The sequence below is a fragment of the Helicobacter pylori genome, from assembly GCF_001653455.1.
In the GTDB taxonomy this organism is placed as follows: Bacteria; Campylobacterota; Campylobacteria; order Campylobacterales; family Helicobacteraceae; genus Helicobacter; species Helicobacter pylori_A.
In genome coordinates this window covers 141,511-161,877 of sequence record NZ_CP011486.1, presented here as the reverse complement: position 1 = coordinate 161,877, position 20,367 = coordinate 141,511, and the positions used below count along the sequence as shown (strand labels likewise).

The 20,367-nt window shown below is 39.8% G+C and carries 22 protein-coding genes; 7 read left to right on the top strand and 15 right to left on the bottom strand.

All coding sequences use genetic code 11. From position 1 onward, the window contains the following. Positions 1-12: 12 nt before the first annotated feature. From AA977_RS00760 to recA, 5 genes are read right to left on the bottom strand one after another with little or no spacing between them, the layout of a single operon-like run. Positions 13-501, bottom strand: a complete 489-nt coding sequence (locus tag AA977_RS00760) for a shikimate kinase (protein ID WP_064434197.1) — start codon at positions 499-501, stop codon at positions 13-15. Between the two features lie 4 nt (positions 502-505). Then, positions 506-1,102, bottom strand: a complete 597-nt coding sequence (locus AA977_RS00755) for an AMIN domain-containing protein (protein WP_172796009.1) — start codon at positions 1,100-1,102, stop codon at positions 506-508. A gap of 17 nt (positions 1,103-1,119) precedes the next feature. Continuing rightward, positions 1,120-1,395: a hypothetical protein gene (locus tag AA977_RS00750; protein ID WP_064434195.1), complete on the bottom strand. Its 276-nt coding sequence runs from the start codon at positions 1,393-1,395 to the stop codon at positions 1,120-1,122. Further along, positions 1,388-2,668 carry a phosphopyruvate hydratase gene (gene eno, locus AA977_RS00745; RefSeq protein ID WP_064434194.1) on the bottom strand — a complete coding sequence of 427 codons (1,281 nt, stop codon included), beginning with the start codon at positions 2,666-2,668 and terminating at the stop codon, positions 1,388-1,390. Before eno ends, AA977_RS00750 begins: the two co-directional genes overlap by 8 nt. A 10-nt stretch (positions 2,669-2,678) precedes the next feature. Further along, the gene (recA, locus tag AA977_RS00740) at positions 2,679-3,722 is read right to left on the bottom strand and encodes a recombinase RecA (RefSeq protein ID WP_000963132.1); all 1,044 of its coding nucleotides are present in this window, start codon (positions 3,720-3,722) and stop codon (positions 2,679-2,681) included. A 98-nt stretch (positions 3,723-3,820) separates the two neighbouring features. Between recA and AA977_RS00735 the strand changes: the two genes are divergently transcribed. Then, positions 3,821-4,684, top strand: a complete 864-nt coding sequence (locus AA977_RS00735) for a menaquinone biosynthesis family protein (RefSeq protein WP_064434193.1) — start codon at positions 3,821-3,823, stop codon at positions 4,682-4,684. Here the strand turns inward: AA977_RS00735 and AA977_RS00730 are convergent. The 8 genes from AA977_RS00730 to ccoN all read right to left on the bottom strand — a co-directional run bounded on the left by AA977_RS00730 (position 4,681) and on the right by ccoN (position 10,611). Next, complete coding sequence (locus AA977_RS00730; RefSeq protein ID WP_064434192.1) at positions 4,681-5,448, bottom strand: hypothetical protein; 768 nt, start codon at positions 5,446-5,448, stop codon at positions 4,681-4,683. The genes AA977_RS00735 and AA977_RS00730 overlap by 4 nt on opposite strands. Before the next feature lie 379 nt (positions 5,449-5,827). Then, positions 5,828-6,409 carry a hypothetical protein gene (locus AA977_RS00725; RefSeq protein WP_064434191.1) on the bottom strand — a complete coding sequence of 194 codons (582 nt, stop codon included), beginning with the start codon at positions 6,407-6,409 and terminating at the stop codon, positions 5,828-5,830. Between the two features lie 11 nt (positions 6,410-6,420). Continuing rightward, complete coding sequence (locus AA977_RS00720) at positions 6,421-7,008, bottom strand: hypothetical protein (RefSeq protein WP_064434190.1); 588 nt, start codon at positions 7,006-7,008, stop codon at positions 6,421-6,423. Positions 7,009-7,108: 100 nt separating this feature from the next. After that, positions 7,109-7,315, bottom strand: a complete 207-nt coding sequence (locus AA977_RS00715) for a DUF4006 family protein (protein WP_000670523.1) — start codon at positions 7,313-7,315, stop codon at positions 7,109-7,111. Between the two features lie 10 nt (positions 7,316-7,325). After that, complete coding sequence (gene ccoP / locus AA977_RS00710) at positions 7,326-8,204, bottom strand: cytochrome-c oxidase, cbb3-type subunit III (protein WP_064434189.1); 879 nt, start codon at positions 8,202-8,204, stop codon at positions 7,326-7,328. A 1-nt stretch (position 8,205) separates the two neighbouring features. Next, positions 8,206-8,424 carry a cytochrome c oxidase, cbb3-type, CcoQ subunit gene (locus AA977_RS00705; RefSeq protein ID WP_033755534.1) on the bottom strand — a complete coding sequence of 73 codons (219 nt, stop codon included), beginning with the start codon at positions 8,422-8,424 and terminating at the stop codon, positions 8,206-8,208. A gap of 10 nt (positions 8,425-8,434) precedes the next feature. Beyond that, positions 8,435-9,133 carry a cytochrome-c oxidase, cbb3-type subunit II gene (ccoO, locus tag AA977_RS00700; protein ID WP_064434188.1) on the bottom strand — a complete coding sequence of 233 codons (699 nt, stop codon included), beginning with the start codon at positions 9,131-9,133 and terminating at the stop codon, positions 8,435-8,437. An 11-nt stretch (positions 9,134-9,144) separates the two neighbouring features. Continuing rightward, complete coding sequence (ccoN, locus tag AA977_RS00695; protein WP_064434187.1) at positions 9,145-10,611, bottom strand: cytochrome-c oxidase, cbb3-type subunit I; 1,467 nt, start codon at positions 10,609-10,611, stop codon at positions 9,145-9,147. Between the two features lie 172 nt (positions 10,612-10,783). Between ccoN and AA977_RS00690 the strand changes: the two genes are divergently transcribed. After that, positions 10,784-12,232 (top strand): DASS family sodium-coupled anion symporter, encoded by a 1,449-nt coding sequence (locus tag AA977_RS00690; RefSeq protein ID WP_064434186.1) that lies wholly within the window; start codon positions 10,784-10,786, stop codon positions 12,230-12,232. Further along, positions 12,233-13,219, top strand: a complete 987-nt coding sequence (locus AA977_RS00685) for an adenine-specific DNA glycosylase (RefSeq protein WP_154811899.1) — start codon at positions 12,233-12,235, stop codon at positions 13,217-13,219. It abuts the gene before it with no gap. Between the two features lie 152 nt (positions 13,220-13,371). On the opposite strand, the gene AA977_RS00680 is transcribed toward AA977_RS00685, so the two are convergent. After that, positions 13,372-15,027 (bottom strand): L-lactate permease, encoded by a 1,656-nt coding sequence (locus AA977_RS00680; RefSeq protein ID WP_064434185.1) that lies wholly within the window; start codon positions 15,025-15,027, stop codon positions 13,372-13,374. A 47-nt stretch (positions 15,028-15,074) separates the two neighbouring features. Beyond that, entirely contained in the window at positions 15,075-16,724 is a 1,650-nt protein-coding gene (locus tag AA977_RS00675) for an L-lactate permease (RefSeq protein WP_064434184.1), read from the bottom strand. A gap of 221 nt (positions 16,725-16,945) precedes the next feature. On the opposite strand from AA977_RS00675, the gene AA977_RS00670 reads away from it, so the two are divergent. Genes AA977_RS00670 through AA977_RS00655 form a run of 4 tightly spaced genes read left to right on the top strand, consistent with a single transcriptional unit; the run spans position 16,946 to position 20,239 of the window. Next, a complete protein-coding gene (locus AA977_RS00670) occupies positions 16,946-17,674 on the top strand; it encodes a (Fe-S)-binding protein (protein WP_033601801.1) in 729 nt (242 codons plus the stop codon). A gap of 23 nt (positions 17,675-17,697) precedes the next feature. Next, positions 17,698-19,143 carry a LutB/LldF family L-lactate oxidation iron-sulfur protein gene (locus AA977_RS00665; protein WP_064434183.1) on the top strand — a complete coding sequence of 482 codons (1,446 nt, stop codon included), beginning with the start codon at positions 17,698-17,700 and terminating at the stop codon, positions 19,141-19,143. Then, positions 19,136-19,771, top strand: a complete 636-nt coding sequence (locus tag AA977_RS00660) for a LutC/YkgG family protein (protein WP_064434182.1) — start codon at positions 19,136-19,138, stop codon at positions 19,769-19,771. The genes AA977_RS00665 and AA977_RS00660 overlap by 8 nt, the downstream gene beginning before the upstream one ends. Positions 19,772-19,780: 9 nt before the next feature. After that, entirely contained in the window at positions 19,781-20,239 is a 459-nt protein-coding gene (locus tag AA977_RS00655; RefSeq protein WP_033744853.1) for a peroxiredoxin, read from the top strand. Positions 20,240-20,367: the final 128 nt, after the last annotated feature.

The window sequence follows — 20,367 nt, the reverse complement described above, 5'->3', positions numbered from 1 at the left end:
TTTTTAAAAAATTTATGCGATGAATTGTAGCACTTGTTTTAAAGAATTGTTTAAACCACCTCTAGCGTCAATGATAAAGGAAGCGTTTTTTTCATAGAGGGCTTGGCGTTTGTTAAAAAGCTCTCTGGCTTGAGTTAAGTTGTTTAAAAGGGGGCGCTTTTCTCTTTCTTTTTGATTCAAACGCTTAATCAAGGTTTCAAAATCTATTTTTAAATAAAAAGTTGTGCCTAAACCCTTAAAATTATCATGCATGACAATCCCCCCACCGGTAGAGATAACATGGGGGGTTTTGAGCGTTTTTAATTCATCAATCAAGTTTTTTTCAAACATCCTGAAATTGTCTTCGCCAAGCTCTTCAAAAATCTCTTTCACGCTCAAGCCCACCCTTTCGCTAATGACCATGTCCGTATCCAACACTTCCAAATTCAAAGCCAACCCCAATTCTTGCGCTAAAGAGCTTTTACCGCTCCCCATAAAACCAATTAAGACTAAATGCTGCATGCTTTTATTTCAATTGCAATTCATACGCCCCGTTTTTTTCTTCTAAAAGATAGCGGTATTTCCCGTCTAAAACGAGCGTGATGCGGTAATAATCTTTGTGCGTGCCGACTTTAATTTGAGAAAAAAACTTCTGGTTTAAATCCATGTTTTGATAAATATCCAAAGGGCCTTTTTGCATATCTAACACGATTCTGTAAGGATTAACCAGCACAAAAGAGCGCAAAATCTTATAAGGGGAACGCAAAATCATCGTGTTGTTTGCCATTGAAAAATCAAAATCTTGGATCTGGTAGCGTTTTTCAAAAGAGGCTTGATTAAGGGTGTGTTGGGAGAGTTTTAAGGGGTAGTGCCAATCAATGCTTTTATCAATGCCCACGACTTTAGAATGGATAGAGCCATCAATATCCTGGTAGGTGAGCGTGATTTGTTTTAAGATCCTAGCGCTCGTGGGCAAATCCACATGGATTTCTTTAAGATAATCATCATAAATCCCGCTAAAGCTCCCTTGTAAATTCTTGGAATTGATTTCAGGCTCAAAAGGATTGTCTCTAGCCAACAACACGCTTAAAATTGCGACCAAACCTATCATCTTTTTTAACACTACCATTTTCCTTAAATTTAATCTCTAGGCCGTAATTCCCTCAATTCAAACAAACGCTTTTGCAAGTGCACATTCTTGCTTTGCAATTCGGTGATTTCTTGTTGCAAGCGTTCATGCTTGTCTCTTAAATCCAAATAGACTTCTAAAGAAGAGCCCCCAAAAAGCAACTTCCCCAAATAATACCCAAACCCAAGCAACAAAAGGAAAAAGACAATAAGCGAGCTGTGGCTATAGAAAAAGTCTCGCACTTTATTGCTTTTGATTTCATCGTTTTCAAAAAGGCTCTCAGCCATGTTTGAACAACTCTTTACCGATATAAATCCCCCCTTTTAATTCATGCTCAATCTCTAAAAGGCGGTTGTATTTAGCGATCCTTTCACTCCTTGCGGTGGATCCGGTTTTGATTTCTCCCGTATTGAGCGCAACTGCAAAATCAGCGATAAAGCTGTCTTCACTCTCCCCGCTCCTATGGCTCATCACGCATTGATAGGCATGGTGTTTGGCTAATCTTATGGTCTCTAAAGTCTCGCTAATGGTGCCGATTTGGTTGGGTTTGATTAAAATTGCATTCGCAATATTCTTTTCAATGCCCTTTTGCAAAATACTCGCATTCGTTACAAACAAATCATCGCCCACCAACTGGATTTGACGCCCTAATTCCTTGCTTAAAAACGCCCAACCCTCCCAATCGTCTTCGCTCAAACCATCTTCAATGGACACAATCGGGTATTTTGCGACCAATTCTTTATAATAAGCCACCAATTCTTGCGCGTCTAAAATCTTATTTTCACCTTTTAAATGGTAATTAAAACGCTCATCCACCAATTCGCTGCTCGCCACATCTAAAGCGAGCGCGATTTCTTCGCCCAGCTTGTAGCCGGCTTTTTCAATGGCTTGAGAAATGACTTCAAGGGGTTCTACATTGTTTTTAAAATTAGGTGCAAAGCCCCCTTCATCGCCCACGCTCGTGAGCTGGTTTTTTTCATCTAAAAGTTTTTTGAGCGTGTGATAGACTTCCGCACTCGCTCTTAAAGCTTCTCTAAAACTCTCAAACCCTAAAGGCATGATCATGTATTCTTGAAAGTCTATGGAATTATTCGCATGCGATCCACCGTTGATGATATTGAGCATCGGCACGGGCAAAGTTAGAGCGTTAGCCCCTCCTAAATAGCGATACAAGGGCAGATTTAAAGCCTTTGCGCTCGCTCTTGCTAACGCCATAGACACGCCCAAAACAGCGTTCGCTCCTAAATTAGCGTAATTAGGCGTGCCGTCTAAAGCCTTCAACCTCTCATCTACAAAGGCTTGATTGATCGCTTCAAGCCCGATTAAATTGTGTTTGATCACCGTATTGACATTTTCGCATGCCCTTAAAACCCCCTTACCCAAAAACCGGGTTTTGTCATTGTCTCTCAATTCTAACGCTTCTCTTTTACCGGTGCTCGCCCCACTAGGCACAATCGCGCTCGCTTTGGTGTTATCGCTTAAAATCACGCTGGCTTGAATGGTAGGATTACCTCTACTATCCATCACTTCTAAAGCATAAATGTCTTTAATCGTTAGCATCAAAATCCTTTTATTCCATTTCTTCTAAAGGCTCATCGGGTAAAGGCATGATCTCTTCATTAGAGCCAATACTCTCTTTAATCTTAAGAGTGATTTCATTCGCTAGGGCTTTATCTTCTTTCAATAAAGCTTTAGCGTTTTCTCTGCCTTGCCCTAGCTTTTTATCCTGATAGCTAAGCCATGCACCGCTCTTATCCACAATGTCTAACTTCACGCCATAATCAATGATCTCGCCCTCTTTAGAAATCCCTTCCCCAAACATGATGTCAAATTCCGCTTCCCTAAAAGGCGGAGCGACTTTATTTTTAACCACTTTGGCTTTGGCTCTGTTGCCGATATGCTGTTCGTTTTGTTTTAAAGCGGCGATTCTTCTAATATCAATCCTAACGCTCGCATAGAATTTTAAAGCATTGCCCCCAGTTGTGGTCTCTGGACTCCCATAACCTGTCATGCCGATTTTCATTCTTATTTGATTGATAAAAATGAGAGTGGTGTTCATTTTGTGCAAAACACCGGTGATTTTTCTTAACGCATGGCTCATAAGCCTTGCTTGCAAGCCCACATGCTGATCGCCCATATCCCCATCAATCTCAGCTTTAGGCGTAAGAGCTGCCACCGAATCCACCACCACTAAATCAATCCCCCCGCTTCTGGTGATCGTTTCTAAAATCTCTAAGGCTTCTTCGCCCGTGCTTGGTTGAGAAACGAGTAAATTTTCCGTATCTACGCCTAATCTCTTGGCATAATACACATCTAGGGCATGCTCAGCGTCAATGAACGCGCACACGCCCCCATTTTTTTGGCATTCTGCAATAATGTGCAAGCTTAAAGTGGTCTTTCCGCTTGACTCTGGCCCATAAATTTCAATGATCCTGCCTTTGGGAACGCCCCCAATCCCTAAAGCCAGATCCAACCCTAACGAGCCTGTAGAAATAGAATCAATCTTTTCTACTTGCTTATCCCCAAGGCGCACCAACGCCCCCTTACCAAAAACCTTATCAATTTGTTTGATCGCTAAAGAAATCGCTTTTTGTTTGTCTTCATCTATTGCCATTAAATTACCTTATTGAATTTGATTTGTTTATTCTATCAAATCCTAGCCTAAAATCTATTATAATAAAAGGACTTACCCCACCATAAAAGGATTTTGCTTTGATTAGTGTCGCTCATAGCCCTGATGCTGATGATATTTTCATGTATTATGCGATTAAGTTTGGCTGGATAGATTGCCCCATTAAAAATAAAACATTCCACAACATTGCCCTAGATATTGAAACCCTAAACCAAGAAGCCCTAAAAAACACTTATGATGTGAGCGCGATTAGTTTTGGGCTATACCCTAAAATTGCAAACGATTACGCTTTGCTCCCTACGGCGACAAGCTTTGGGAATGGTTATGGGCCTAAATTAGTGAAAAAAAAGGGCGTGAAATTAAAAAAAGATTTTAAAGTCGCATTGAGTGGGGAGCATACCACAAACGCCCTCTTGTTTAAGATCTATTACAAACACGCGCGCATCGTTTATATGAATTTTTTAGACATTGAAAAAGCGGTTTTGGAAGAAAAAGTGCATGCGGGCGTGTTAATCCATGAAAATATCTTGGATTTCCATAGCGAATTAGAAGTGGAAAAAGAATTGTGGGATGTTTGGAAAGAATTGATTGGAATTGATTTGCCCTTGCCTTTAGGGGGCATGGCGATTAGGCGCTCTATCCCTTTGTATCGCGCGATTTTGATCAAAAAAGCTTTGATTAAAGCCATTGAAGTCGCTTTAAAACACCAGGATTTGCTCTCTGACATGCTGTTAGAGCGCTCGCTCATTCGTGTCAATAAGGAGCAGTTAAAAACCTATTTGAATTTATATGCGAATGAGACTTCAACGCGCTTGAGTGAGATTCAAATCTTAGCCATAGACAAGCTTTTTGAATTAGGCTATCAGCATGGGTTTTATGCCCATTTGTTAAAAACTAAAGATTGCTTGCTCACTGATGCATATTTAAAATACCGCTTTTCTTAATCCAATTCCAATTTATGGGCGAGTAAATAACGGCTCACTCCATACAATAAAAGGATTTTTAAAAAATCCACTCCCCATAAAAGATAGTATTGTTTTTCTTGCAATTCTTGTTGTTGCAAGAAGTAATAAAACCCTTCATTGATGCTTAAATGAGAATGCATTAAGGGGAGCAACGAATTGAACGCTAATTCCAAAACAACCCCTGCAAGAATGAATAACAGCCCCCCTAGTAAAAAACGCACTCTTTTGATCCTAGCTGCATTTAATACGCTTAAAACAAATAAAAATTTCATTAAAACAAGTCCTAAAAACAGAGCAACGCCTATGGTTTTAGTGGGTTTTAACACAAAGGTTTTTAAAGCGGTGTGCAAGATAAATAACACGCTGGATTGCGCGTTAAAAAGAGAATACCCCAGACGCACGCTCGCCACAAACCAAAACAAACTCACGATAAAAAACACCATAGGGAGCAAGATTTTAGGGAGCAACAAAGACTCCAAACTAATGGGTAAGGAAAAGCTTAAAACCCCTCTTTTAGAAAAAAGCGCGTTGAGATTTTTGATCGCTCCCACGCTGATTGCGATTAGTAAAAACGCCCCCAAAACAAAAAAGAGCGTGTAGCTTAAAGTGAGCATCGTTGTTTCTTCAGCGCTTTGAGAGGAAAAACAAACCGCTAAAATAGTGAGCGTTATTAAAAAATTCCCTATAACAACATTCCCTACTTGCCCTAAAGCGTCATGTTTAAAAACTTTTAAAAAACCCATGAGATTATTATATCCATTTGGATAGAGATTTTGGGTTTTTGTTATTGCATGTTAATAAAAAAGGCTCAAAAAATTTTTTAAAATAATAAAGAGCTTGATTTTAGTCAAGCGATAGCTTATTGAAAAAGCAGGCTTCTTGGGTTAGGGGGTTTTAGTTGGGGATTGTAGGGAGAATTATTTCAAAATAACCCCCTATCCCCTTAAGGGAATGAGCTTAAAATAAAGTAACTAAAATCCAATTTTTAAAAAAGTTAAAAAGGTTTATTTATATTTTATTTATATTTAATAAGAATAAGTATTCAATAAAAATAAAGCCTTTAATTGTTAAAGCAATTTGTAGAAAGGCTTTGAGCGTCAAAATCTCACACAAACACTAAAACTATTTTAAAAAAGCCAATTGCTCCAAAATTAATTCTTCTTTATTTTCAAAAATGAATTTAAAAAGGATCTTATAGCGCCCCATTTTATCGCTCTCTAACAGATCAAATTTTAAAGGCTCGCATGCGTTTTTATAATCAAGCGTTCCTAATAATCTGGGCTGTAATTGGCTGGGATAAAACGCTAAATACACTTGAATTTTTGGTGCATCTAAATCAGATTTTAGCGGTTGCAATTGTGCATAAAGCGTGTTGGATTTTTCCAAAATCAAAGCGTTTTTTAAAAGGTTTTCTTGGAGTTTTTTATCCCCATGCGTGCCTTTAGAAAAATAAGGCAAAATAGGGGTTTTAGAATTTTCTGTAAGGGGCTTTAAACCCACTAAAAAACGATAATTGGATTTAAAATTTTCATAGGTTTTAAGCATGGCGTTAAAGTTTAAATCTACTTCGTTATGACCCTTAAAATACACTAAATCGTTTTTAGGCGAATTTTTTAGGGCAAACACCACCAAAAACACCACGATCCCAAGCCCAAGAATGAGCACGCTCATGATCCCTAAAGGCCAAAAGTTTTTTTCTTTCATTGATTTTCCCTCTAAGATTTTTTAAAAAAATAAACCCCCAAAAACGCGCCTAAAAGCGTCAATAACAAAATATAAATAACCACCTTTGAAAAAGTCGCTCCCTTAGGGGCGTTAAAATTTTGCGTAATATTCACACGATATTTTTCCGCTAAAACATCTACGGCGACTGAATAGCCATTAATGAGCATGGCTGAAATCCTTGAAGGCGTGTATTCTTTAGCGTTTGTAGGGAGTAAGGGAGCGATTTTTTCAAAAAAGATTTTATCAGTGTCTAACAAATCTTTAGGGTTAGCCACCAATTCTATTTTTTGAGCGTCATGGTAGAAAAAGAACACCACAAAAGGGGGCTTGAGTTGTTTTAAAAAGCCCTCTTGATAGCTTTGGCGCTCTTTTTTAGCCGCTAAAACGATAGGATTTTTTTCAAAATCCGTCATGTCAATCACAAAACGAACGCCTGTTTTAAGATAAAGCTCTTTAGAAACGCTCTCCACAAATGCAACGCTTTTCTCTGTCAAACGCCCCTTAGAATTGTTAAAGACATAAGACTCATTCGCCCACAAAAAATGGATCAAGGCTATTAAAAGCCATAAGCTCTTCATGTGCTAAACAAAAACAAGTTAGGCACAAAAGAAATAATAATCGTCATTAAAATGGTCGCTACCACCATTAAGGCTAAAACTTTTTCTAAAGTCGTGAATTTCATTTTTGACTCCCTTGATTGACCAATTCATAATTAGCCCGGTTTTGGGTGTTTTTCGTCTCTAAAGCGTTAATATCCTTATAGCGGTAATAGTTAGTGGCTTGCTCTTTTTGGATATGAACCGCTTTAAGCCCAAAGAAAACGACCACACACAATAAGATAACCACAATCAGTAAATTTCCTGCTAATCCGTTTAAAAATTTCATCTCTTTTCCTTTAATCTTCTAAGGGTTTTAGCGATTGGATAAATTCGGCTAACGCTTTCACTTGCAAGTCGCTAAAGTTTTTGTATTTGAATGATGGCATATGCCCTATATTGCCCTTTTTGCCATGCGTTAAGATATTTCTTAAAAAATTCTCTGTGCCATAGGTAGTCAAATCGGCCGCAAACACTTGATTGTCTTGCAAACCTTTACCATCACTGCCATGACAGCCCACACAGCCCATGCTTTCAAACAATTCCTTGCCCTTATCAATGAGTTGAGGGTTTTTGGTCTTTTTAACGCTAGAAATTTCTGCCATCACATAGCTTGCAATCGCTTTGGCGTCCTTTTCGTCTAATTCCATAGCGGGCATTTCCCCAGCAAGATAATCCATGCCTTTAGAGCCATGCTTAATGGTATCCATAATGCCCTCTTCTTTACCCCAGCGCACCAGATTTTGAGCGCTGCCATGCAAGCCATCAGCGGTGATTCCATGGCATTGCGAACAATGGACTAAAAAGATGCCTTGACCCATATCCACCAATTCCTTTTGATCCAAGTGCTTCCATTTGGCTTCAAATTTTTGGTTGTGCGCTTTAACTTCTTCATTGTATTGCCCAATTTGAGAAAAGCTGCTCAGAGGGTAGCCAAAGAAAAAATACCAAAAAGCCCACACAATCGCGCACATAAAGCTCACGATCCAGCCTACTGGAACATTATTGGCAAACTCCCCTATCCCATCAAACAAATGCCCATTATCCAAAAGCTCCCCTTGTGATTTGCTATCGCGCATTTCTTTAATGAGCGAACTGGATTCATAGATGGTTAAAACCAAAATCACAAGCGCTGCAATCAAGCCAAAAACATTTATATGGTCGTTTAAAAAATCCATTTCAACTTTCCTTTATGCCATTGTCATAAACTTTTTTATGGCGTGGTTCAATCAACTCATCTTCTAAAGCATCATTTAGCGCTAAATACCCATAGCGTTCATAATCCACGATGCCTTTTTTTTGCTTTCTATACATGCTAAAAATATAAGCATACAAAAAGAGCGTAAAAAGAATGGTAAAAAACGCATACGCAAAGCCTCTTAAACTTTCTAAATCCATCATTCACCCCTTATTTAGCGTTTTGATTAGCGTTAATCCTGGAATTACCCAAGCTATTCAAATAAGCGATCAAAGCCACAATCTCTAAGACTTCACCTCTCTCAATCGCTTCTAGCACCCGCTTGTCTTTCATGTCCGCTGTGATTTTTTTGGCTTCTTCTAAATAAGCTTTTTTAGCTTCTTCTGTATTCCCTAATTTCACGCCGTTTTCTGTGTCATAAGGCACGCCAAAAACCTTTTTTTGCGTCAAAGCTTCTGCATAGGCCGTGTCAAAATCGCTCTTTTTCTTAAATAAATGCTTATAGGATGGCATGATGCTGTGCGGCACGACGCTTTTAGGATCGAGCATGTGCTTTTCATGCCAATCAGTTGTGCGGTAATCCCCCACCCTATGCAAATCAGGGCCAATCCTTTTAGAACCCCACAAGAAAGGCCTGTCATACGCATACTCCCCACTCAAACTATACGCACCATATCGATCCACCTCAGCTTGGAAAGGGCGAATGAGCTGGGAATGGCAATGATAACAACCTTCTTGAATATAAACTTGTCTCCCTGCCGTCTCTAAAACCGTATAAGGCTGTAAGCCTTCAATCGGGCGAGCGGATTTGAAGAAGTTAGGTAAAATCTCTACCAACCCCGCAATAGAAAACACAAAAATGAACGCAAGAGTGAAAAAGAACGGGTTTTTTTCTAAAAAACTAAACATCTTCAACCCCCTTATCGAGACATAGGCGTGGCGTAATTAGGCTCACGCTCTAATTTTTTGCCTGCCGTGATTGTCATAAAAATATTGTAAGCAAAAATAATAAATCCAATAAAATACATAAGACCCCCAACGCCTCTAATATTGTAATAAGGGATCAGCACCTTAACCGTGTCAATGAACTGATAAGTGAGGTTGCCGTATTGATCCACATCCCTCCACATCATCCCTTGCGTGATCCCTGCAATCCACATGGACGAAAAATAAAGCACAATCCCTAAAGTCATGATCCAAAATTGGAAATCCACAAGACGCCCTGAATAGATCTCTCTTTTGAAAAGCCTAGGGGTCATGTGATACATGCTCGCAATCAAAGTGAATCCTACCCACCCTAACACGCCATCATGCACATGCCCTATAATCCAATCAGTGAAGTGCGCTAATGCATTCACGCTCTTAATGGCTTGAATAGAACCTTCTAAAGTAGAAAGCATGTAGAAAGTTGAAGCCAAAACCAAGAATTTAATGAGCGGGCTTTCTTTGAGCTGGTGCCACTGACCTCTCATCGTTAGTAGCATGTTAATAGCTGTCCCCCAAGAAGGCAAGATCAACACCACTGAAAACACGCTAGAGAGAGTTTGCACCCAATCAGGCACGGTAGAATAAATCAAGTGGTGCCCGCCTGCCCAGATATAAACAAACATCAAACTCCAAAAAGAAAACAAAGTGAGTTTGTAAGAAAAGATAGGCTGGCCGCTCTCTTTAGGCAAGAAATAATAAATCGTGCCAATCACCCCACTCGTAAAGACAAAAGCGACCGCATTATGCCCCCACCACCATTGAATGAGTGCATCATTACTGCCTGAATACAAAGAAATAGAATGCCAAACACTCCCCATATCAGCGACAAAATAGGTAGGGATAGAAAGGTTATTGAAGATATACATCACCGCTATGCCCACATAAGTAGCGATATAATACCATAAGGACACATATATGGTATTTTCTCTCCTAACGCTCATGCTCCCAAACATATTAACCCCCCATAGCACCCATGCCACAACCACAATAATATCTAAAGGCCACATCAATTCGGCGTATTCTTTAGATTGAGTAAGGCCGGCAAACAAGCTAATAACCCCTAGAATTAAAAGAGCAATCCAAAGCCAAAAATGCAATAACCCTACAAATTTCAAAAAGGGGTGTTGGTGGTAAGTGATTTTAAGCACCCTTTGACCGATATAATACCAACTCGCCCAAATCCCCCCAAGAGTGAAACCATAGATCACCGCATTCGTGTGCAAAGGACGTAAACGGCCAAAAACGCCATACTCCCCTGCAATGTAATTCAAACTAGGGAAAGACAATTCAAAGGCCAGCACAATCCCTATTAACATGCCTATTATCCCGAATGCAACCATCGCATAAAGAAACAATTTGCTAATGGAATAATCATAACTTAAAGGCACATTTTCTTGCATGCAAGACTCCTATTTGTAGTAAATTCAACAAAGACAAACATAATTATAAAACTTTATCTTTTTCAAAAAGCTTAATTTTTAATCTTTTTCTGTAACATTGTAATAACTTAATTCCATTTGAATGATATTTTTAAGCCAAACTACTACTACTACCTTTGGCTAAAGGCTGAACATGAAAAAACCAATCATTTCAATCCTTGCCCCCTTTTTTATCGCAGTGTTATTGTATTTTTTAGGCGCTCCTAATGGGCTAAACCCTAACGCATGGCTTTATTTTTGCATTTTTATAGGCATGATTGTTGGGCTTATTTTAGAGCCGGTGCCAGCAGGCTTAGTGTCGTTGAGCGCATTAGCGTTGTGCGTAGCGTTAAAAATTGGCGTTAGTAGCGAGATAGCGAGCGCTAATAAGGCTATTTCATGGGGTTTGAGCGGGTATGCGAATAAAACGGTGTGGCTTGTGTTTGTCGCTTTTATTTTGGGTTTAGGGTATGAAAAAAGCTTGTTAGGGAAACGGATCGCTCTTTTATTGATTAGATTTTTAGGGCAAACCCCTTTAGGTTTGGGCTATGCAGTTAGTTTGAGCGAATTGTGTCTAGCCCCCTTTATTCCTAGCAATTCCGCTAGAAGTGGGGGCATACTCTATCCGATCGTTTCTTCTATCCCGCCTTTAATGGGTTCTACTCCCAATGATAACCCTAACAAAATCGGCGCATATTTGATGTGGGTCGCTTTAGCTTCAACTTGCATCACTTCGTCCATGTTTTTAACCGCACTCGCTCCCAACCCCCTAGCAATGGAAATCGCCACCAAAATGGAGGTGAATGAAATCTCATGGTTTTCGTGGTTTTTAGCGTTCTTGCCTTGCGGGGCGCTTTTGATCTTGCTTGTGCCTTTATTAGCGTATAAAACCTGCAAACCCACCTTAAAAGGCTCAAAAGAAGTGAGTTTGTGGGCTAGAAAAGAATTAGAGGGCATGGGGAGGTTTTCTTTAAAAGAAATTTTAATGCTCAGCCTCACTTTATTAGCTTTATTGGGTTGGATTTTTGGCAAATCTTTAGGCTTGCATGCGAGCGCGACGGCTTTGATTGTCATGGTTTTAATGGCGTTTTGCAAGATTGTAAGCTATGAAGACATCATTAAAAACAAGAGCGCGTTTAATATTTTTTTATTGCTTGGGTCGTTACTCACGATGGCTGGTGGGCTTAAAAATGTGGGTTTTTTAGATTTTATCGGTAATGCGGCTAAAAATTTTTTAGAGCATGCCCACTTGGATCCGTTAATAGCGTTATTGTTTATCGTAGCCCTCTTTTATTTATCGCATTATTTTTTCGCTAGCATCACCGCCCATGTGAGCGCGTTATTCGCCCTTTTTATAGGGATAGGCTCGCATATTGAAGGGATAAATCTACAAGAATTGAGCTTGTTTTTAATGCTTTCTTTAGGTATCATGGGGATTTTAACGCCCTATGGTACAGGCCCATCCACCATCTATTATGGGAGTGGGTATATTCAAAGCAAGGATTTTTGGAAATGGGGGTTTATTTTTGGCTTTGCGTATTTAATCGTATTTTTAAGCGTGTGCACACCTTGGGTCAAACTCATCGCTTTTAGGTGGTTGTAGTTGGAAACTTTACACAACGCCCTTTTGAAGTGGTATGAAGAATTTGGGCGAAAGGATTTACCCTTTAGGAATTTAAAGGGCGTTAACGCCCCCTATGAAGTCTATATCAGCGAAGTGATGAGCCAACAAACCCAAATCAGCACCGTAGTTGAGCGTTTTTATTCCCCTTTTTTAAAAGCCTTCCCCACTTTAAAAGATTTAGCGAGCGCTCCATTAGAGGAGGTTTTATTGTTATGGCGAGGGCTTGGCTATTATTCTAGGGCTAAAAATTTAAAAAAAAGCGCTGAAATTTGCGTTAAAGAACATAACTCACAACTACCCAACGACTATCAAAGCCTATTAAAACTCCCTGGTATTGGCGCATACACGGCTAATGCGATCTTGTGTTTTGGCTTTAGAGAAAAAACCGCATGCGTGGACGCTAATATCAAACGAGTGCTTTTAAGGCTTTTTGGATTAGATCCTAACATTCAAGCTAAAGATTTGCAAAGAAAAGCGAATGAATTTCTCAATCTCAATGATAGCTTTAATCATAACCAAGCCCTAATTGATCTAGGGGCGTTAATTTGCTCCCCTAAACCCAAGTGCACGATTTGCCCCTTAAACCCTTATTGTTTGGGTAAAAACAACCTAGAAAAACACACGCTTAAGAAAAAACAAGAAATCATTCAAGAAGAGCGTTACTTAGGCGTTGTGATTAAAAACAACCAAATCGCTTTAGAAAAAATAGAGCAAAAACTCTATTTTGGCATGCACCATTTCCCTGGCTTAAAAGAAAATTTAGAATTCAAACTCCCTTTTTTAGGCGCAATCAAACACAGCCACACCAAATTCAAGCTCAATTTAAACCTTTATTTAGCCGCTACAAAAGATTTAAAAAACCCCATTAATTTTTATAGCCTTAAAGATTTAGAGACCTTACCCATAAGCTCCATGACGCTTAAAATCTTGAATTTTTTAAAACATAAAAACTTATTTGGGAGTTAAAGCCATGCTAAAAATACCCCTTTTTATTAGCTCTCCTTTGGGGGTTTGAAAAACCCTAGCAACCAAACATTCTAAAGAATGGCTTAGATGCGCTTTATTTCTCAACATTCCCCACTCAAAGGGGTTTCATTCTTACCAAACACCAAGCGAGCCTACTTTATCGCAGGCACCACTTCAGGGATCAAATACGCAATCGCGCTGATCACAATTCCCATGATCGCTACAAAAATAAGGGAGTATTTAACCGTAAATTTGAACAAATCGCTTTCTTTCCCGGCTAAGCCCACCGCCGCGCAAGCGATAGCGATGCTTTGAGGGCTTATCATTTTGCCCAAAGTCCCACCCACGGTATTAGCCGTTAAAGTTAAAATCTCAGGAAGGTGCAATCTTTGAGCCGTGAGTTGTTGCAAAGAGCCAAATAAAAGGTTAGAACTCGTATCGCTTCCGGTTAAAAACACGCCTACCCACCCGATCAAAGGCGAGAAAAAAGTAAAAGCTAAGCCCGTGTGAGTGAGCGCTAAGGCTAGAGTGGAGGAAATCCCGCTGTAATTAGACACATAGGCAAAGCTTAACACTAAACCAATGGTAAGAATGGGGTAGCGCATTTCTTTCAAAGTCTCGCCAAAAACGCTCACAGCATCATTCACTCGCACCCTCAAAATAAACATGCTAATGAGAGCGGCTAGAAAAATGGAAGTGCCTACGGTATTGATTAAGAAAAATTTAAACACTACAGGGAAACTCACGCTTTGGCTAGCTTCTACAAAAGGCGGGCTTTTAAAAATGTGGTTACTGATGTTATTGAATTCAAAATAAAAATTAGAAAAAGCCAACAAGCCGTCTTTTTCAAACAAAGCTTTAAAAAAAGGCTGTATCCATAACACAATGACTAAAATCAAAACCACAAAAGGGGACCAAGCGACATAGATCTTACAAATGTGATGGTTACTCTTAGTGAATGATGCGGCCTTGCCATCGCTTCTAAAAATGACTTTAGGCTGCCAAAATTTCAAAAAGAGTGCTGTTGCAACGAGTGAAACAAGCGCTGAAATGATGCCCGGTAATTCTGGCCCTAAATAATTAGAGCTTAAAAATTGCGCTCCAGCGAAAGAAAAAGCTGCGATAAAAACGGCCGGGAAAGTTTCTTTAATCCCCTTAAAGCCGTCCATTAAAAACACGATGAAAAACGGCACTAACAAGCTCACAAAAAAGAGGATCTTGCCCGTCATGGCTGAAATTAAAATCGCTGGCACGCCTACCGCGCTCGCCATCGCACTTATAGGGATACCCACCGCACCAAAAGCCACAGGAGCAGTGTTAGCGATTAAGCATAACCCGGCAGCGTATAAAGGGCTTAAGCCTAACCCCACTAAAATCGCAGCAGTGATTGCAATAGGCCCTCCAAAACCGATCGCCCCTTCTAAAAACGAGCCAAAACAAAAACCGATCAAAATCACTAAAATGCGGTGATCTAAAGTGATGGACTGAACGCTTTCTTTTAGAATTTCAAAATAGCCGGATTTAACGCTTAATTTGTATAAAAAAATAGCCGCAATGATGATCCACGCAATCGGCCATAAACCATAGAGAAAGCCATAAAGAAAGCTTGAACCTACCATGCTAACAGGCATTTTATACACCCAAACCGCAATAATGGCTGATAAGGCCACGCTCAAAAAGGCCGCTGTGTAACCTTTGAATTTAAAAACCATTAAAGATAAGAAAAACAATAAAATCGGCAATAACGCCACAAGAGCGCTCAGCCAAATGTTACCCAAAGGGTCATAAACTTGATGAAATTCTGACACTAAAATCCCTTTTAAAAAATATTCTCTTACCCCCTAAACCCCCTCCATTAAGTAGGAGTAACTGGAATAATAAAGGGGAAGACATAAGCAATAAGAGTGAAGACAATCCCCATGATGATTGCCAAAGCGATAGAGTATTTTACTGTAAATCTAAACAATTCGCTCTCTTTACCCACTAATCCCACCGCTGCGCAAGCGATAGCGATGCTTTGAGGGCTTATCATTTTACCCACAACGCCCCCTGAAGTGTTTGCCGCTAAGAAAAGCACTTCAGGCAAGCCAAGCTGTGTGGCGATGAGCATCTGTAAAGAGCCAAATAAAAGGTTAGAGCTCGTGTCGCTTCCGGTTAAAAACACCCCAAGCCAGCCTACAACAGGAGAAAAGAAAGTGAAAACATGCCCAGTATCGGCTAACGCTAACGCTAAAGTAGCGCTCATGCCGCTATAATTAGCTACATACGCAAACGCCAAAACCACGCCAATGGTTAAAATCGGCAAACGCATTTCTTTTAAAGTGGCTCCAAAAACCCCTATCGCATCGCTGACTTTCACGCGCAACAAAAACACGCTCAAAATAGCGGCTAAAAAGATGGAAGTGCCTGTTGTTAAGATTAAAGGGAGTTTGAACACGACAGGAAAATTGGTCGCTTCAGTAACAATGGGAACGGTTTTAAAAATCTTTTGACTGATAGAACTAAATTCAAACGCAAAGCTAGAAAACGCTAAAGCTCCACCTTCTTTAAAGAGCGCTTTAAACCAGGGTTGCGTCCATATAATGATTGTAATGGTGAGCAACACAAAAGGCATCCACGCCACGATCACCTTGCAAATATGGTGTTTTTCTGTGCTAATCGTTGGCTCTTTGCCATTGCTAGTGAAAATATTTTTAGGCTGCCAAAACTTTAAAAATAAAGTGGTAGCGATCAATGACACTAAAGCCGAAATAATATCCGGAAGTTGCGGCCCTAAATAATTAGAGCTTAAAAATTGCGCAATCGCAAAGCTAAACCCAGTAACCGCTACCGCCGGAAAAGTTTCTCTAATGCCCTTAAAACCATCCATTAAAAACACGATAAAAAAAGGAATACCAATAGAAAAAATGGGTAACACCCTACCCACCATTTGAGAAATCTCTAATTCAGGGACACCCACCACACTAGCCATAGCCGTAATAGGGATACCCACCGCGCCAAAAGCCACAGGGGCGGTGTTAGCGATTAAGCACAACCCGGCAGCGTATAAAGGGTTTAGCCCAAGGCCTACTAAAATCGCCGCTGTGATCGCTACCGGGCCTCCAAAACCAATCGCCCCTTCTAAAAACGAGCCAAAACAAAAACCGATCAAAATCACTAAAATACGATGATCTGGCGTTAAAGTTAAAATGCTTTCTTTTAAAATCTCAAAATACCCGGATTTCACTGAAAGGTTGTAAAGAAAAATCGCAGCGATCACAATCCAAGCGATCGGCCATAAGCCATAAAGAAAGCCATAGAAAAAACTCGTGCTCACCATTTGAGCGGGCATTTTATACACAAATAACGCAATGATGATTGAAAGCACTAAGCTTAAAAACCCAGCGCTATAGCCTTTAAGTTTGAAGACAATAAGAGAAATAAAAAAGAGTGCAATAGGCGAGAGCGCCACTAGAGCGCTTAGCCAAATATTGCCTAATGGGTCATAGACTTGATAAAATTCCATAAATTTTCCTTGAATAATTAAAAGTATTTTTTTATCTTACTTAAAAGAAAAAACTAATTTTAAGTAGCATTTAATATTAAGTCAAATTTAATGGGGTTGTAGTTTATTTTAGTAACAATATTCAAGAGAGCGGATTGATCAACTTGTGTTTCATAATCTTACTAATTTTGAGTATTATATTGTGTTTGAAACTCTTAATTTGGAATTTTAAGGAGCATTCTTTGAAAGTCAATTTCTTTGCTACATGTCTAGGGACAGCCATATATAGCAACGCATCGCTTAACGCTATCAAATTACTCCGCAAGGAAAATTTGGAAGTGGTTTTTAAAAAAGATCAAACATGTTGCGGCCAGCCAAGCTACAATTCAGGGTATTATGAAGAGACTAAAAAAGTCGTTTTATACAATATTAAGCTTTATTCTAACAACGACTACCCCATTATTTTACCCAGCGGTTCATGCACAGGCATGATGCGGCATGATTATTTGGAATTGTTTGAAGGGCATGCAGAATTCAATATGGTTAAAGATTTTTGCTCTAGAGTGTATGAATTGAGCGAATTTTTGGATAAAAAATTGCAAGTCAAATATGAAGATAAGGGCGAACCCCTTAAAATCACATGGCATTCTAATTGCCATGCTTTAAGGGTGGCTAAAGTGATTGATTCGGCTAAAAACCTCATCAGACAGCTTAAAAATGTAGAACTCATTGAGTTGGAAAAAGAAGAAGAGTGTTGCGGGTTTGGGGGGACATTTTCGGTTAAAGAGCCTAAAATTTCAGCCGTTATGGTTAAAGAAAAGATTAAAGACATAGAAAGCCGTCAAGTGGATGTGATCGTTTCAGCGGATGCGGGGTGTTTGATGAATATCAGCACCGCTATGCAAAAAATGGGTTCTTCAACAAAACCCATGCATTTTTATGACTTTTTAGCTTCAAGACTTGGGCTTTAACATTAAGAAATAAAGGAATAATCATGGAAAAACACCACAGCGACCAAGAATACGAAGAAATCATCACCGACCAATTAGGCGATCTGCAATTAAGGGAAAATTTGCGTTCTGCAATGGACACCTTAAGGACTAACCGCAAGAATCTCCTCAAAAATCGTTACAGCGAATGGGAAAATTTAAGGGAGTTGGGCAAGGAAGTCAAGCTTAAAATCTTATCCAGGCTTGATGAGTATTTGGAATTGTTTGAAAAAAACGCCACCCAAAACGGCTTTAAAATCCATTACGCTAAAGACGGCGATGAAGCCAATGAAATCATTTACAACCTCGCTAAAGAAAAAAATATCAACCGCATTTTAAAGCAAAAGTCTATGGCGAGCGAAGAAATCGGCTTGAACCATTACCTCAAAGAAAAGGGCATTCAAGCGCAAGAAACGGATTTGGGCGAATTGATTATCCAACTTATTAATGAACACCCTGTGCATATTGTCGTGCCAGCCATCCATAAAAACCGCAAACAAATCGGTAAAATTTTTGAAGAAAAACTCAACGCCGCTTATGAAGAAGAGCCTGAAAAGTTGAATGCAATCGCCAGAAAGCACATGCGCAAGGAATTTGAAAGCTTTAAAATGGGGATTAGCGGGGTTAATTTCGCTATCGCTAATGAGGGAGCGATCTGGTTAGTGGAAAATGAAGGTAATGGCAGAATGAGCACCACCGCATGCGATGTGCATGTCGCTATTTGCGGGATTGAAAAATTAGTAGAAAGCTTTGATGATGCAGCGATTTTAAACAATTTGCTCGCCCCAAGCGCCGTGGGTGTGCCTATCACTTGCTATCAAAACATTATCACAGGCCCTAGAAAAAACGACGATTTAGACGGCCCTAAAGAAGCCCACATTATTTTACTAGACAATAACCGCTCCAATATTTTGGCTGATGAAAAGTATTATCGCGCCCTTTCATGCATTCGTTGCGGGACTTGTTTGAACCACTGCCCTGTCTATGATAAAATCGGTGGGCATGCCTATCTTTCCACCTACCCTGGCCCAATAGGCGTGGTGGTATCCCCCCAACTCTTTGGGCTTAATAATTACGGGCATATCCCTAATTTGTGCAGTCTTTGCGGGCGTTGTTCTGAAGTATGCCCTGTAGAAATCCCACTAGCGGAGCTTATTAGGGATTTACGATCGGATAAAGTGGGCGAAGGCAGGGGCGTAGTCAAGGGGGCTAAAAGCACGCAACACAGCGCAATGGAAAAATTCTCTATGAAAATGTTTGCTAAAATGGCGAGCGATGGGTCTAAATGGCGTTTCCAATTGAAAATGGCTCAATTTTTCTCGCCTTTAGGCAAGCTTTTAGCTCCCATACTGCCTTTAGTCAAAGAGTGGACTAGCGTGAGGACCTTACCCGATATGGACACAAGCTTGCATGCAAAAGTCCAACATTTAGAAGGGGTGATTTATGAGTAAAGATCTTATTTTAAACCGTATTAAAGAAGCCAGAGCTAAGCATGCCATTAAAGGAGCAAACCCTGCTTATAAAAATATCATTAAAGTGGAGTTTGAGGATTTGGTGGAAGAATACAAGCATTTTCAAGCGCTGAATAAAGCTGAAGTCATTGAAAGCGCTAAAGAAAATTTAGAGCAAGCGATTTTAAAAGCTTTAGAAAACTTTAAAAGCGAAAAAATCTTACACGCTACGGATTTGGATTTGAATTTTGAAGCGTTTAAGGATTTTACTTTACAACCCTACGATAAAGAAATTGAAGCCATGCGTGAAGAATTGTTTGACATTGACACGGCTTTATTGCATGGGGTTTGTGGGATTTCAAGCTTGGGCATGATTGGGGCGGTTTCTTCGCATGCAAGCCCACGACTGCTTTCACTCATCACCCTTAATTGCATTATCTTATTGAAAAAAGAATCCATCGTGCGCAATTTAAGCGAAGGCATGCAAGCTTTAAAAAATCAGAGCCAAAACGGCGTCTTACCCACAAACATGCTCCTTATTGGCGGGCCTAGCCGGACAGCTGACATTGAATTAAAAACCGTTTTTGGGGTGCATGGGCCTCAAAAAGTCGCTATCATTCTCTATTAAAGGATAAGAATGGAAAAATTAGAGGCCGGGCAATTAGCCCCTGATTTTAGGTTAAAAAACAGCGATGGGGTAGAGATTTCTTTAAAAGATTTGCTCCATAAAAAAGTAGTGTTGTATTTCTACCCTAAAGACAACACCCCCGGATGCACCTTAGAAGCGCAAGATTTTAGCGCTCTGTTTAATGCATTTGAAAAGAAAAACGCTATCGTTGTGGGTGTAAGCCCTGATAATATGCAATCGCATCAAAAATTCATCAGCCAATGCTCTTTGAATGTGATCTTGCTCTGCGATGAAGACAAAAAAGCCGCTAATCTCTACAAAGCTTATGGCAAACGCATGCTTTATGGGAAGGAGCATTTGGGGATTATCCGCTCCACTTTCATTATCAACACGCAAGGCGTTTTAGAAAAATGTTTCTACAATGTCAAAGCGAAAGGCCATGCTCAAAAAGTTTTAGAGAGTTTGTAGTTTAACTCTCAAGCTTTTGATTTGTCTTTTGAAATCCTCAAACCATCTCGTTGCTATAGTTATTCACATACAACAAAGCAAGAGTTAGATATTAGCAATTTATTCAACAAAACGTAAAGTGGGTGAAA